Below are 14,435 nucleotides of genomic sequence, written 5' to 3' on the forward strand. Positions count from 1 at the left end.
TCAATGAACCTCAAAGCTTCGCCGATGAACCTCAGAGCTTCGTCAATGAACCTCAGAGCTTCGCCGATGAACCTCAGAGCTTCGTCAATGAACCTCAAAGCTTCGCCGATGAACCTCAGAGCTTCGTCAATGAACCTCAAAGCTTTGCCGACGAACCTCAAAGCTTTGCCGATGAATCTCAGAGTTTCGCCGATGAATCTCAGAGCTTCGCCGATGAGCCTCAAAGTTCAAAATTTTATTTCCACCTCATTCCCCAATCCCCGCTCCCTATTGTTTTAATTGAAAAGCAAGGTCAAGATCGTCCAAAGAATTAACATCTAACCAGTTACCGCGAATATAAAGTACCTTGATCGGTTTGCCTTGCTCGATTAAATAATTGCATAATTCTGGCAAACCCAGACTGTTAAATTCCGGTCGTTTTTGCAACTCATTGAGTGCTTCACTAACCCATTGTCTACCTTGACTCCGCAAGCGCAACATCCCAATCCAGCGGCCGCTAGACTTTCCTAATTGCGTTTGTGTGGTTTTAGAAATATCCAACAGGTTGACATCCTGTCCAAACAGAGAAAGATCGTCTGGAATTGAGCAATAGGCGTAATCAGGTGAACCACTAACAGACTTGTTGTTAGCCACAGAATCAACCACAGCCACAATTTCTCCGGGACATTCTAATAAATCTCGCAAGATGTAGCTTCTAAATAGTAAATCGCCGTAAAGCACCAGCATTTCTTCGCCAAAACTGGCTTGAGCTACGGCTAAGGATGCTAATTCTCCCGTTGTTTCATAATCTGGGTTACAGATGACTTTAGTCCCCGGAACATTGATAGTCTCTGCTTTGTAACCGGCGACAACGGTAATATCGTTGATGGCAAGTTTTTTAAATTTGTCCACCAAAAGTCTGAGCAGGGGTTTACCTCCAAGGGGTAACATCACCTTTGGTTTATCTTGCGTCAATCCGGCTAATTCTTGGCCTCTGCTAGCAGCCAAAACGATCGCTTGGGTATTTTGTCGTCCGTTGTTAAAGTAGCGTTTTTCAGCTTCTATGAGTTCATCCGCCCCTTGTAGCCGGAAGATTTCTTTTACGGGAGCGATATCATCTTCAATGTTGATTAAAGTTTCGCTGGCTTTTACTTCGCGCGCGATCGCTTGCATACTAGCAACAGCAGATCGAATCAGATGGTTTGCCCAGATGACCAAATTAACTTCAGCTTTGCGAAAAACATCAGTAGGCGTGCTGTAATATTTAGTCGGTATAAACACTAACGGGGAACGACCCGCCCATTCTTTAGCAAAGGCTAGCACTTGATCGGGACGCGATGATTTACTGTGAATTAGGATAGCGTTTGCTCCGGCGGCGTGGTAAGCTTCAGCCCGACGCAGTGCCTCCGAAAGATCCCAGCCGGCGATCAAAGCTTCCAATCGGGCGACGATGCAAAAATCTGGATCTGTCTGACTATCTTTACCCGCCTTAATTTTGCCGCAGAATTCATCAATCTCAGCCAAAGGTTGGCGACTTCCGTTGATGAAGCTATTGGTTTTGGGAAAAAGCTTATCTTCAATACAGACTCCAGCAATACCTCGCTGTTCTAACTTCTTCACCAGGCGACGCATATTATTAAAGTTGCCGTAACCGGTATCCCCATCTAACAAAATCGGGATGCTAGTAACATCAGACATGAACTCTAGCATTTCTACAACTTGAGTCCAACTGGCTTCATTGTTATCTCGAACGCCATATTGAGCCGAAAGAGCTAATCCACTCGCCCAAATTCCTTTAAATCCAGCCTCTTCCACAATCCGGGCGCTAATCCCATTGTGAGCTTCCATAATGAAGTCGAGTTGAGGCGATTCTAGTAATAACCGCAATTGGGCACATTTATTTAATTTTGCAGAGGTATCATTGGGTGCAAATATTTGATGCATTTATTCTGCTTTTCTCAACCTATAGTAATAATGAAAGAAGAATTCAGAAGCCAGAATTCAGAATTCAGAATCAAATAGTGGGAGATTCAAAATCGTCACTATGTTTTTAACCACTAAATCGGATATTTAATAGGGATTTGAAACTCCTTGATTTACCTGCTAATAGCAAATAATTCATACTAAATTCTGACTCCTGACTCCTTTCAAAGATATTTTCAGACATTTTCTGCGACTTCTATCTGAGGTAAAATATCGTTTTGGGCGCGTTGAATATCCTGGGGAAAATCGATTTCGAGCCAAGGTAATCCAGTGATGTCTTCGTAGCTAAATGTTTCTGGAGTTTCTAAGAGCAGATCCCGAATTACTTCTTCATAAGGTTCATTATCGCGTTCGTCTGCAACATATTGTTCTGTGCGAATCGCAAGACGGCGAGCAACAGCGCTTTCAAAACGAAAGAATCCTACTGACTCACCGGCAAAATCATAAGCTAAACCAGGAGCTACTTGTTTACGAAACTCCACGAGATAATTATCTCTAACACAAAGCTTCACGGGTTCATCTCCCGGTTCAAAATCCCGATCTAGTAAAAAGCTGTTGGGGATATTTGTCTTTACCAATCGTTCGATGATGTGGCGATCGCACAATACATCTGCATCCATTAATAATATGTCATCGCCAGCAAGTAAATGCTGACGTACAGTCCAAAGGCTGATTGTACTGCCTTTGGTGTAGTCAGGATTATAAATTGTACTGACCCAACTTTCGGCTCCTAATGCTTTGATTTCATCCTGAATTCTTTGTGCTTGATAACCCACAGCAATCACTACTTCATCAATTTGGTAATGACGGAGATTGTTAAAATGGCGCTCAAGTAGAGATTTGCCGTTAAATTTCAGTAAGCATTTGGGTTGGATTTGCCCGTCTTTACCTAAGCGTCGTCCAACGCCAGCAGCTAAGATAATTGCCTTCATCGTCAAATCACCAACAGTAGCTTAGACATCAGTAAATCTGGAAGTTTTCCCAGTATTTTATAATGACTGTTTTTTAGTCAAGACAATATTTGTTAATTAATTCTTAACATGGAGGCAATGTTTCGACTACGCGGCAGTTGAGCGTAGTCGAAACTCAACAACCAGGCAGGAGGCAGGAGACAGGAGGGATGCAAGATTGTAGTGCTAAGAGCGAAACACTTGGCGAAAACCAAAATAGGCGATCGCATCTTTCATATTTGAGACAAAACGTTTTAGCATACCCATGCGGGTGTCGGTGACGTACTCCAGAGTTAAGACAATACGCTGTTCATTGTCGCCCAAAGGCGTAACTCTGTGGTAAAGTTTGTCACCATTGAATAATACTAGAGTACCAGGAGTTAAGGAGAGCGATCGCGTTTGTGTCTCCCGTTCTGGAATATCTTTGTAGAGTTGATATTCCAGCTTACTGGATGAATTATCAACCAAACCAAGCAACACTGTATAGCGTTTACCGTAATAGTAAGAAGTATCGTAATGATACTGAATATGGTCTCCAGGCTCAGTGTAATAGTACAGCGCGTAAGTATGAGGATCGGTATCAGGACAGGGAAGGAGTTTTTCTGCCGTAATTTTGTTCAGGAACTCGAAAAAGGCACTGAGTTGATAAAACTCTCCGAAAATCGGAGCAAGGCTATCTAAGCTATAGCGGCTGATACTACCGCCCTTTTTATGATTGGGAATATAGTTGCGGTTAATAGCAGGTTGCAAAGATGGCAACAACGCCAAAAACTGCTTGATGATGGAGTTAGGGACAAAGTTCTCCACTACCAAAAATTCATTTTGAGCTTGAAACTCAACTTGAAGTTTTTGGTAATCAACGGCTGCTATAGCTTTATCAATTTCAGTTTGAAGCTCCATTGATGTCCATTGATAAATATTTATTTATTCTCTCACTGCTTCCTTATCTAGTTTGATTCAGATTGCGGGAGTGTCCAAAATTGCCAAATTACCCATACTGCAAAGGTTGGCGCTCCAATTGTCGCTGCGATTAATAACGGCTCTAGTCCATTCAGTAAGGGAACTATGGGAAACAAATACAGCACGTCTTCAATGTCAAAGCCAGCGAAATTCGGTTGACGGCTAGCGTCTTTACCTAAACGTTGTTCCATTTGGTTTCGCAAATGAAAGATGCAAGCTACAGACACGCCAGATACTATCCCCATCACCAACGCCCACCAACCAAATTGTCCTTCCCTAAGACCATATCCAATACACACAAACAATAGAATATGGATGATGGCATCACTAACAAGGTCATACTGATGTCCCCATTTGCTACTTTTCCCACTCAAACGAGCTAATTCACCGTCTGTATGATCGAGAAAGTTAGATAAAGCAAATAGCCATGCCCCAATGTTAACCCAAATGATATCACCAACTGCGAGGGCGATCGCAGCCGCCAACCCTGTCAAAAGTCGTACTGTAGTAAGATGATTGGGATTTACCCAACTGTCTTTTAGAGGTTTAATTAGCCAGTAAGCAAGTTGAGCATCCCAAGGCTTTGCGATCATAGACGAACTTAAATTTGATCTGGTCTTGGAATATATATATAGCGGTTCTCATTTGGATGCAACATGCGCAAGGTGCATACTGCTATGCGCCCTTATTAGTCAAAACCTTAATTGATAATTCATAATTTTTGTCTTCTGGTACTAATAACTTTCCATCTTTAGTTAGCTTCAGTTGTTTTCCCCGCCACTCTATAGTGTTGCCAATAAAGCCAAAACACCAAATAACAAAGCTTAACAAGTCGCACCCAGGAACGAGCCACAAAAACTTTTTGACTATTGGATCTTTCAAACTGATAGTACCAACAACCCAAGCCATCACCAATCTTGTTACCCAACAGATAGATAATCCTAGCCATCCTAATATTGAACCATTAGTGGCAATCAGCAGCAACAAGCTGGTGACAACACCATAGGTAAAAATTAGTCCTAGATAACCCCAAGGACGAGAAACTCGTTTACCACGCGCCCAACGAATCTGTCGTCTGATGGCATCAACTAAATTGCTGCTTATCTGTACGTGTTCAACTATGTAGTCAGAAAGTACAACTTTGTAACCTGCTTGGACAGGTAGATAGCCTAGTTGAAAATCATCTGCCAGATAATCAGCGATCGCTTCAAATCCACCGATAGCTTCTAGTACTTTTTTCGGGATGACAATCGTAGAACCAAAGGCAAATTTTATACCATTTTCTGTAATGTTGCTGACTAAAACTCCGGCGTGAAATTCAGTAGTAGTACTAATAGCTTCTAATATCGATATCCATCCTTGAGTTACGGTTCGATACATACAGGTAACTACACCCACGTTTTTATCTTGCAACGGCTGGATAACTCTTTGCAAATAGTCTGTTCCAACTCGAATATCACTATCAGCAAGGACTAGAATTTCGTATTTGGCTTTGGCTGCGGCATTGGCTATGTTGCTAATTTTCAGGTTTGTACCGATGATGCGATCGCTTACAATCAGCAAAATATCCAAATCTGAAAAATTGTGGATAATTTTCTCTACAATCTCTATGCAAGGGTCTTGAGAGTTTCGTACTGCAAAGATGATTTGATATTTGGGATAGTCCTGCTGGCAAAATGAGGCTAGGTTTTCATAAGCATTACTATCAAGCCCACAAATGGGTTTGAGGATACTAACAGGTGGATGAAATTCTCGATTAATTGCCTGGGGAGCAGCAAAAAAAGTGATTGCTGCATAAATTGCATAGCAATAAAATAAAACAGATGTGATGCACAAAATTAGGAGAAAATTACTAGCGATCGGGTGAAGATTTGTTAAGAAGGTAGATGCAAACATGGCCATTCATTACCAGGCAATTAGTATTAGCATTTTCTAGATTCACTGCCGATAAGTTTAGAATTTTTGTATGTACGTCAAATGGGATTTGGATGACAGAGTTATTACTTTGAAATTATGGAAAATCAAATTTAGGTGGTACGTTGGGATAGCAAATGATGGTTGGTAATTTCAAAGCCGTTACTCAGGAGCGCTTCACGTACCTGACGACTTAACAATGCAGCCAGTTCTGCTTCACCCGTCCCTAGTTCTCCATTTGCGTTGGCGTTCGCGCAGCGTCTCGTAGAGAAGCCCGCCGCAGGCATCGCTGGATGAGAGTAAATCTCAACCAAGTTTGCCTGAATTTGGGGTATCAACCCAAGTAAATATTCCTCTGTAATGCCCCCAGTTTGCAATAAGCCGTAAACTCTTTGGGTAAAGCTAATACCTTGGGACTCTAGCAGTTTCTCACCATAGCGGCTTAGTCTACCAAATACCCCTGACCAAACTAGCTTTGTCAGTAGATGACTGCGATTAACTCTCAAAGTCATTCCTAGTTCTTCACTGGGAAGACGAATTACTTTAATATCAAATTCTGCTGCCAAGTCAACTAAAATTCGCAAGACTACTGGATGTATATGCAAATGCAAATGTCCATCCACATGAGAAAGAGGTAAACCAGTAGAACGGTATTTTTCTAACTGGGCGCGAATTTCCTGACGTAATTCTTGATGGGTTTCCTTGACAAATTGATAGCGTAAACCGGCGAAAAATGGACTGTTGGAAAAGTTACCTTGTTTGTCAACTAAATGGGGAATTTGCTCTGGTGGTAGGACAGAGCGTCCACATATCAACACAAGATGTAATCCAACAGCCAAATTTGGATTGGCTTTTGCCAAGGTGACAGCCTCTTTTGCAGCATCAGCGCTCACCATCAGGCTGGTACTAGTTAGCACTCCTTCTTTGTGTGCTTTGATAATTGCTTGATTAACTCCTTCAGAGAAACCAAAGTCATCACCATTGATGATGGCAAATCGCTGTGCTTGCATATATTCTGTATTTTTTCTGATAATTGAGCTATTGAGTTAGACTGACGCCGATCCAATCCAAAATTCAAAATGAACAACTAACCAACAACTACTGATTCTGCTTTTGCTGTTGCTTGGGTGCGACGATCTTTTAAGTAAGAGAAAAATTCCCGCCCTTCACGCAAGCGGCGCACTAACATTTGGGGATCGGTGAGCATTTCACCAACAATTGGAATAATCGCTCTGGGACGGAAGTAAAACTTACGATACATTCTCTCAACTGCATCCTCAATCTCAGCACTGGAGAGATTTGGATATTGCAGTGTAGACATTTGAATTCCAGAACTAGCAACTAAAGAAGTGTTGCTAAACCAATTATTTTCTTGTGCTTGACGATAAAGTTCTGTTCCGGGATAGGGAGCTGCGATGGAAACTTGAATTGTATGAGGACTAATCTCGCAAGCAAACCGGACTGTTTCTTCGATTGTTTGTGGGGTTTCGTCGGGTAAACCAATGATAAATGTGCCGTGTACGGTAATGCCAAGTTTATGACAATTTTCCATAAACTTCCGCGCTACTTCCAGCTTGATTCCTTTCTTAATCCCATCTAAAATTTGCTGATTGCCAGATTCAAATCCGACCAAAAGTAGGCGTAAGCCATTATCGCGTAGTTTTTTCAGGGTGTCATAATCTAGATTTGCACGAGCGTTGCAACTCCAAGTCAGTTTGAGTCGCCGCAGATGTTCGCTAATTGCGATCGCTCGCTGTTTGTCTATAGTAAATGTGTCATCATCAAACATATATTCCCGCACTTTGTCACCGAAGATGGCTTTCGCTTCTTCCATCTCGCGCCCAACAGCTTCGGGGCTTTTTGTGCGGTATAAGTGTCCGCCAATTGTTTGCGGCCAAAGGCAGAAGGTGCATTTTGCCGGACAGCCCCGCCCGGTGTAAAAGGAAATGTATGGATGCAGCAAGTAGCCAATAAAGTATTTGGTGATATCCAAATCGCGATGATAAATCGGCAACACACTGGGCATCGAATCCCAATCGTGAATCAATGGGCGGTCTTCATTATGACGTATATTACCCTGGCGATCGCGGTAGCTTAAACCTGTGATTTCTTCCCAAGATTTACCCTCTGCGATTTCTTTGCAGGTATAGTCGAATTCGTGACGACACACAAAGTCAATGATTGGGTTTTCAAGCAACGTCTGTTCTGGTAATACTGCGACGTGCGCTCCAATTAAGCCAATCTTGACATCAGGGTTTTGAGCTTTGATTGTCTCAGCGCACTTGACATCATTAGCCAGGGAAGGCGTGCTGGTGTGCATGATAATTAGCTCGTAATCTTGAGCAATTTCGATGACATCTTCTACTGTTTGATTGTGTGGGGGTGCATCGATAAGCTTGCTACCAGGCACAAGAGCTGCGGGTTGCGCCAACCACGTAGGATACCAGAAGGAAGTAATTTCGCGCTTGGCTTGGTATCGGGAACCTGCACCACCATCAAACCCATCGAAGGAAGGAGGACTGAGAAACAAAGTTTTTTTCACAGGTAGATTTCCTTTTGCAGGTTGTAGCTAACACTTTTTTAGGATAAAACCTAAAGGGCAGCAGATGCGATCGCAGTCCTAAATCATTCATTAAATTTTCTATTTCTCTCTCTTTAATGAAAAATATTTTTTAATCGTAGACGCAAAGCGGCTTGCCGCAGGCTACCGCAGAGGCGCAGAGAACACGGAGAGATAAGAAATAGACATTTTCCTCCTGCCCCCTACCTCCTTCACTTGACAGTTAGCTACGAACTTTGGTGAGGATTTTTTGAGAATAAAACGAAGCTGATTCTTCATTTTTGGCGCAATCTTGGGCAAACTTAATCAAATGGTGTCCCACAAGTCCAACGTGAATTAAGTTCTCAATATTACCTGCTTTTAGTGCTGGCTTGGCCATTTTCCAGAAAGTCTGACGATAGTTACTAAATAAGCCTACCCGCAGTAAAATATTGCTTAAATAAGTTAAACCTTTGCGAATATTAGCCGCAGAAGCGCGAGATGGGCTGTTAGGAATTTTGATGCGATTTGGATAGGTGTGTTCCATGTTGTAGGCAAATCGCTGATATAAAAATTCCGGTTCATAAGCAGTTGTAATGCAGCGCCGCCACATCTCAATAACTTGCTCATAAGGCATCAAAAATTCAACATTTGATTCGCGGCTTTCATCATAGACAAGTCGCCCTTCTGCTTCTAATCTCCGCCATAATGGAGTTCTTGGTAATGCATGAAGCAGGTTAATTGTCAACATGGGAATTTGCGATGCCCGAATAAATTCGATTATTCTGTCTGCTGTTTCTGGTGTATCTGTATCTAACCCGATGATGATTCCTGATACTACTTCCATGCCATAACTATTTAAAACCTGAATCGCTTTTAAGATCGGCATACTCAGATTTTGGTCTTTGGAAATAGCATGGAGAGCATTTGGTTCTGGTGTTTCGATACCACAAAAGATTGTGCAGAAATAAGCTTCGCGCATCATTTCCAACAGTTTTGGACTTTGAGCTAGGTTGAGCGTTGCTTCACAGGCAAACTGGATGGGGTAGCCATTGCGTTTTTGCCAGTCAATCAGATGCGGAAGTAACTTCATGGCGGCGCGGCGATCGCCAACAAAGTTATCATCGACAAAATACACTGCCCCCAAATTGCCTGATTGTCTCATTGCGTCTAACTCAGCGACTACTTGCTCTGGCGTTTTCATCCGGGGACTGTTGCCATAGAGTTCGGGAATATCGCAAAACTCGCAGCGATAAGGACAACCACTAGAAAACTGCACATTTGCCAGGAAATAATCATTGATATTCAGCAAATGATAAGCTGGGGTGGGAAACTCTGTTAAGGGTAAACGTTCCTTGGTTTCAAAGCGAATTTGTTGTTGCGGACGTTGAGAGTTTTGGTCTAGATACTCGATCATGCGATCGCTAGCATCTCCCAATTCGCCCAAGTGTAAAATGTCAAAATCAGGATAATATTCTGGACAACCAGATACCGAAGGGCCGCCCACAACGGTAATTTTGCCCGCTCGATGGGCAAGTTCATTAATTTGATTAATTTGTGGTTTTTGGATATGCATTCCACTCACAATCACCACATCAGCCCATTGATAATCAGCCCTCGTTGCTGATTTGACATTCTCATCAATAAACCGCACTTCCCATTCTTTAGGTAAATAGGCAGCCACAATTAAAATACCTTGGGGTGGCATAAAAGCCCGGACTTTACCCATAAGTGGGTAAGCGTGATGAAAAGTACCAAAGGAACGGCTGTACTTGGGAAAAATACACAGAATGCGTCGATGGTGCAAAGGAACGTAGCGGGTTCCTTGAGTCACAGAAGCGGTTTTAGAATTGGCCGCTACATTAATTTGGTTCTCTAAAGACTTTAAATTTACAGTCATCGCAAATTTCACCCTGGAAAACTGAGCAGGTAATTTGACAGTTTATTGACATAATTAGCTGTAATTCCAACTAGCTTACCAAAGAAAGGCAGAAGGCAGAAGGGATTATAAATGTATTTTTGCTCAAAACAAAGTCCTAAAGATTATAAATCGTCGAATGTTGCCTTCTGCCTGATTCATCGTGATATTTGAAAGGGTATTTAACTGGTAAAATATAAAATCTACCCTAGCAATGCAAATTTAATTGGTTGGCAAACAACTATTATGGAAATCGCGCATGGGACATAAAAAGAGAGATTTTCATTTTTTGTTGTATCCAACTGGGTATAGGCATTTGTCATGAATTTGATTTACTTTCTTTTGCGTTCTTCGTGGGGAATGGTAGCGATCGCGATCGCTACCGGATTTTTGAGTGGCGGTAGTAGTGCTGGCTTAATTGCCTTAATTAGCCATGCTGCAAGTAGCGGTACTCCTTCCCGCCTCACATCGATAATTTGGGGTTTTGCGGGGCTGGCTATAGTTGCACTAATTACCAGTATCATTTCTCAAGTGATGCTGATTCGCCTTTCTCAGAATGCAGTTTTGCAATTACGGATGCGTTTAAGTCGCCAGATTCTCGATTCTGAGTTGAGTCATCTGGAACGTTTAGGGAATCCTCGATTATTGGCAACTTTAACAGAAGATATTCAGGCGGTGGCTAATGCTGTTTATCAGATGCCTTTTATCTTTATTAATTTAGCGATCGTCCTGGGTTGTATAACGTATATAACCTGGCTTTCTTGGTTAGTATTGCTGATGGTTTGTGGGATTTCAGTAGTAGCGATCGCTAGTTGTCAGTGGCTACTCAACAGAGGTGGGCAATTACTTACTCTAGCTCGTGAAGATGAAGATTATCTATTTAAACATTTTCGCACCATTACCGAAGGAGTCAAGGAACTTAAACTAAATTACAAGCGGCGTGAAGACTTTTTAGAAGAGAAACTACAATCAACTGCTAACGAGTTTCGCGATCACAACGTTAACGGTCTAAGCCTTTTTGCCATAACTTCAAGTTGGGGTCAACTCATATTCTTTTTTGCTCTCGGTTTTGTACTGTTTGTCCTGCCTAATCTGCTTACTATCAATCCCGAAACTCTCTCTGGCTACATTTTGACCTTTACTTACTTGGTGTTACCAATGGATAACATCATTAGTAAACTTCCTCTATTAAGCAAAGCTAGCATCGCTTTACAAAAAATTGAATCACTAGGTTTATCTCTAGCTAGTCGAACTGAAATATCTACTCTTCCACCTGCTCTAAAATCTGACTGGCACAGGTTAAAATTTCAAAGTGTCACCCACACTTACTACACAGAACAAGAAGACAATAGCTTTATTTTTGGCCCCGTCGATCTAACACTTTATCCTCAAGAATTAGTCTTCATTGTCGGCGGTAATGGTAGCGGTAAATCTACATTAGCCAAACTAATTACTGGTCTTTATATCCCAGACAACGGCGAAATCTGGTTTGATGACGAGTTAATTAGCGAAGAGAATCGAGAATGGTATCGCCAGCATTTTTCCGTGGTCTTTTCCGACTTTTATTTATTTGAAGAACTTTTAGGACTAAAAAATTCTCACTTGGATGCTCAAGCCAGAAAATATTTACAAAAACTGCAACTAGACCATAAAGTGAAAGTTGAAAATGGACAAATTTCTACCACTGCTCTTTCTCAAGGACAACGAAAACGGCTAGCTTTACTTACAGCCTACTTGGAAGATCGGCCAATTTATCTATTTGATGAGTGGGCAGCCGATCAAGATCCAGTATTCAAAGAAATATTCTACACTCAACTTCTTCCAGAATTGCGATCGCGGGGTAAAACAGTTCTGGTGATTAGCCATGACGATCGCTATTTTCATTTAGCAGACCGAATTATCAAACTTGACTATGGCAAAATAGAGTACGATAAAACTTAATCTGGCAAAACAATTCATAATTCTTAAAAGAATATTTGGAGTTTGACTAAATAAAACTAATGTCTGAACAAAAGCCCATAAGTCCTTGGAACTACAAACCTTGGTGGTGTCAACCCTGGTCTATAGTTCTCACAGGTGTAACACTGATTGGTGGTAGCTGGTTACTATTTAAAACTATCTGGCTAACAGTTCTCGTTTCCATCCCAATAGGAACGTGGATGGTATTTTTTGTGTTGTTTTGGCCACAACTAATGATTCGCAGTGGAATTTTGGAGTCGTATAAAGAGTAGTTTGAGCTTAATGTAATCCTATAAATTAGTCCAGGTAGAGAAAATTATTCCACTGTGTTCAGAGATTTAGCATTTCAGATCGTGTCCAGCTAATTATATCAAGTTCGGGTGATTACTTGTAATAAAATCTATCAATGTAGCGACTGTCTTAAAAGTCAAGCGTAGGCGTAGCCCGCACCTGTGTACTCGACGCGTACTCCAACACGACTTCGGAGTACCTGAACACGACTTCGGAGTACCTGAACACGACTTCGGAGTACCTGAACACGACTTCGGAGTACCTGAACACGACTTTGGAGTACCTCAACACGACTTTCAAGTACCTCAAAACGACTTTGGAGTACCTCAAAACGACTTTCAAGTACCTCAGAGGTATCTGTTGCTTATATAGCAGTCCTAAATCATTCGTGAGAATTTGAGATCGTTTGGGAGCAATGCGATTTTGTGAGGTTTGGGAAAAAAGGTGCGATGCCTGCTGCGGGCGTAGCCATCGCTAAACACTTTGCCCAGTAATTAAAATATATTTATACTAAACAAGCAGTATTTATACTGTAAAAAAGATGATCTGAGTCACAACGAGTTTTCAGTCTCTTTTTCTGACAATAAAAAATGTAGGATTCTCAATTAGCAATAGTTTTGAGATAGGGATTATCTACCTTAATGGAAAAAAATATATATGCTCAAATTATTTAACCCCTATCTTCTTGGGATATGTTAAGAAGATAAATTGTGGTGTGGTTTAATCATATTCGTGTAATCAAAGTTTATTTTTTTAACAGTATTTGTGTTTAGCGATGGCTACGCCCGCCGCAGGCATCGCACCTTTTTTCCCAACCTCACAAAATCGCATTGCTCCCCATCTCCATCACATTGATGGCAACCATAATAACTGGAAATCCCAAAATATGATGGCAGTACATCAATCCTGTCACCAATATATCTACATGAGCAAAAGGGATACTTAAGATTGTCGGGAGCCGGATACACAAAAACGGGTATGTCCGGTTCTAAATGGGAGGGGCGGGAGATAGTACTCCCCCTCGACCTAACTCAATACCTCCAACTCGCGGACTCGCATAGGTAGAACAGTTTACTCGTAATACTTAGAAATATTCCCCGGTACTCAGATCAACTCATGTGATTCGACACTAGCTAATAGGCGAAAAATCGAGGTAAGTCTGAAGAAATACTAAAGGCAAAATGATAAAACAAAAATCAAGATACATTTAGATAGATTTGAATACCATCAAAAACATAGTACCAATCTTCAAATTTGAAGATTAATACTTTTGCTTGGGGTAATTTAATTAAGCTGAACGGTTTGCTGATTAATTAGAACAATAAGCAATGAATTGCTTGCGACGGAGAAACTATCACATGAAAAACTCTGCCTTGACTCTTATTCGTAGTGTTTTAGCCGCCTCGGTCATCACCACATCACTCACATTTAGCTTCACTGCACCGTCGTTAGCTCAGGCTCATACGACCGTACGGTTTTCCGCTGGCAAAGACAACACTTTTATACAGTCTTCGATCGCGGGCAACCAATACCATGACTACATTCTGAATGCGCGGGCAGGGCAGAGGCTGTCGGTTTCGTTGATTACCAATGGAGCAGCATACTTCAACATTCTCTCACCAGGCAGCACAGATCGGGCAATTTATAACAGCTCAATATCGGGCAACGATGGAAGCGTTCGTTTGTCACAGAGTGGCAACTATATAGTTCGTGTGTATCTAAAGGGTGGCAATAAGGACAGAAATCGAACGATTCCTTTTAAACTTTCAGTCGGTATTTTGTAATGGTTGCTTCTCAATACTAAACAAAAGCTTGAAAAGCGGCACAGCAGCGATGCGTTTATCGCATCGCTCCTAACAGTTTTCTCGATCGCTGGAAGTGCAACAGTAGACCTCTTGCATAAATCAAAAATAAGAAAGAACCCCACCCCGCCAAAGCTACG

Annotated in this window: 11 protein-coding genes and 2 pseudogenes; 5 read left to right on the forward strand and 8 right to left on the reverse strand. The window is 41.7% G+C overall.

The genetic code is table 11. The annotated features are described in order from the left end of the window. Positions 1-279 (forward strand): annotated as a pseudogene (locus ACM0OX_RS32610) (hypothetical protein); the annotation flags it as partial. On the opposite strand, the gene aepX reads toward ACM0OX_RS32610, so the two are convergent. The 8 genes from aepX to ACM0OX_RS32650 form a co-directional block, all read right to left on the reverse strand. After that, positions 268-1,923 (reverse strand): phosphoenolpyruvate mutase, encoded by a 1,656-nt coding sequence (gene aepX / locus ACM0OX_RS32615; RefSeq protein ID WP_414519098.1) that lies wholly within the window; start codon positions 1,921-1,923, stop codon positions 268-270. The pseudogene ACM0OX_RS32610 and the gene aepX overlap by 12 nt on opposite strands. Before the next feature lie 215 nt (positions 1,924-2,138). Continuing rightward, positions 2,139-2,894 (reverse strand): NTP transferase domain-containing protein, encoded by a 756-nt coding sequence (locus ACM0OX_RS32620; RefSeq protein ID WP_414519099.1) that lies wholly within the window; start codon positions 2,892-2,894, stop codon positions 2,139-2,141. Positions 2,895-3,098: 204 nt separating this feature from the next. Beyond that, on the reverse strand, positions 3,099-3,812 hold the full coding sequence (locus tag ACM0OX_RS32625) for a 2OG-Fe(II) oxygenase (protein WP_414519100.1): 714 nt from the start codon (positions 3,810-3,812) through the stop codon (positions 3,099-3,101). A gap of 47 nt (positions 3,813-3,859) precedes the next feature. Next, the gene (locus ACM0OX_RS32630) at positions 3,860-4,465 is read right to left on the reverse strand and encodes a CDP-alcohol phosphatidyltransferase family protein (RefSeq protein WP_414519101.1); all 606 of its coding nucleotides are present in this window, start codon (positions 4,463-4,465) and stop codon (positions 3,860-3,862) included. An 82-nt stretch (positions 4,466-4,547) separates the two neighbouring features. Continuing rightward, positions 4,548-5,768, reverse strand: coding sequence for a bacteriohopanetetrol glucosamine biosynthesis glycosyltransferase HpnI (gene hpnI / locus ACM0OX_RS32635; RefSeq protein ID WP_414519102.1), 1,221 nt, complete (start codon positions 5,766-5,768; stop codon positions 4,548-4,550). A gap of 131 nt (positions 5,769-5,899) precedes the next feature. After that, positions 5,900-6,796 carry a hopanoid biosynthesis-associated protein HpnK gene (gene hpnK, locus ACM0OX_RS32640; RefSeq protein ID WP_414519103.1) on the reverse strand — a complete coding sequence of 299 codons (897 nt, stop codon included), beginning with the start codon at positions 6,794-6,796 and terminating at the stop codon, positions 5,900-5,902. A 77-nt stretch (positions 6,797-6,873) separates the two neighbouring features. After that, positions 6,874-8,328 (reverse strand): hopanoid biosynthesis associated radical SAM protein HpnJ, encoded by a 1,455-nt coding sequence (gene hpnJ, locus ACM0OX_RS32645; protein WP_414519104.1) that lies wholly within the window; start codon positions 8,326-8,328, stop codon positions 6,874-6,876. 241 nt (positions 8,329-8,569) lie between these two features. Continuing rightward, on the reverse strand, positions 8,570-10,225 hold the full coding sequence (locus ACM0OX_RS32650) for a B12-binding domain-containing radical SAM protein (protein WP_414519105.1): 1,656 nt from the start codon (positions 10,223-10,225) through the stop codon (positions 8,570-8,572). 339 nt (positions 10,226-10,564) lie between these two features. Here ACM0OX_RS32650 and ACM0OX_RS32655 point away from each other — a divergent pair, with 339 nt between their 5' ends. The 4 genes and pseudogenes from ACM0OX_RS32655 (at position 10,565) to ACM0OX_RS32670 (ending at position 14,277) form a co-directional block, all read left to right on the forward strand. After that, entirely contained in the window at positions 10,565-12,184 is a 1,620-nt protein-coding gene (locus tag ACM0OX_RS32655) for a cyclic peptide export ABC transporter (protein WP_414519106.1), read from the forward strand. 59 nt (positions 12,185-12,243) lie between these two features. Next, entirely contained in the window at positions 12,244-12,474 is a 231-nt protein-coding gene (locus ACM0OX_RS32660; protein ID WP_190942320.1) for a DUF6737 family protein, read from the forward strand. Positions 12,475-13,331: 857 nt separating this feature from the next. Beyond that, positions 13,332-13,439, forward strand: a pseudogene (locus ACM0OX_RS32665) (HNH endonuclease); the annotation flags it as partial. Positions 13,440-13,851: 412 nt separating this feature from the next. Further along, positions 13,852-14,277 carry a hypothetical protein gene (locus ACM0OX_RS32670; protein WP_414519107.1) on the forward strand — a complete coding sequence of 142 codons (426 nt, stop codon included), beginning with the start codon at positions 13,852-13,854 and terminating at the stop codon, positions 14,275-14,277. The last annotated feature ends 158 nt before the right edge of the window (positions 14,278-14,435 follow it).

This window comes from Nostoc sp. PCC 9305 (genome assembly GCF_963920915.1).
Lineage (GTDB): Bacteria > Cyanobacteriota > Cyanobacteriia > Cyanobacteriales > Nostocaceae > Nostoc.

Bases quoted from the DNA above. Each gene is read 5' to 3' on its own strand.
- aepX (WP_414519098.1), bottom strand. From the start codon at position 1,923: ATGCATCAAATATTTGCACCCAATGATACCTCTGCAAAATTAAATAAA.
- ACM0OX_RS32620 (WP_414519099.1), bottom strand. From the start codon at position 2,894: ATGAAGGCAATTATCTTAGCTGCTGGCGTTGGACGACGCTTAGGTAAA.
- ACM0OX_RS32625 (WP_414519100.1), bottom strand. From the start codon at position 3,812: ATGGAGCTTCAAACTGAAATTGATAAAGCTATAGCAGCCGTTGATTAC.
- ACM0OX_RS32630 (WP_414519101.1), bottom strand. From the start codon at position 4,465: ATGATCGCAAAGCCTTGGGATGCTCAACTTGCTTACTGGCTAATTAAA.
- hpnI (WP_414519102.1), bottom strand. From the start codon at position 5,768: ATGTTTGCATCTACCTTCTTAACAAATCTTCACCCGATCGCTAGTAAT.
- hpnK (WP_414519103.1), bottom strand. From the start codon at position 6,796: ATGCAAGCACAGCGATTTGCCATCATCAATGGTGATGACTTTGGTTTC.
- ACM0OX_RS32650 (WP_414519105.1), bottom strand. From the start codon at position 10,225: ATGACTGTAAATTTAAAGTCTTTAGAGAACCAAATTAATGTAGCGGCC.
- ACM0OX_RS32655 (WP_414519106.1), top strand. From the start codon at position 10,565: ATGAATTTGATTTACTTTCTTTTGCGTTCTTCGTGGGGAATGGTAGCG.
- ACM0OX_RS32660 (WP_190942320.1), top strand. From the start codon at position 12,244: ATGTCTGAACAAAAGCCCATAAGTCCTTGGAACTACAAACCTTGGTGG.
- ACM0OX_RS32670 (WP_414519107.1), top strand. From the start codon at position 13,852: ATGAAAAACTCTGCCTTGACTCTTATTCGTAGTGTTTTAGCCGCCTCG.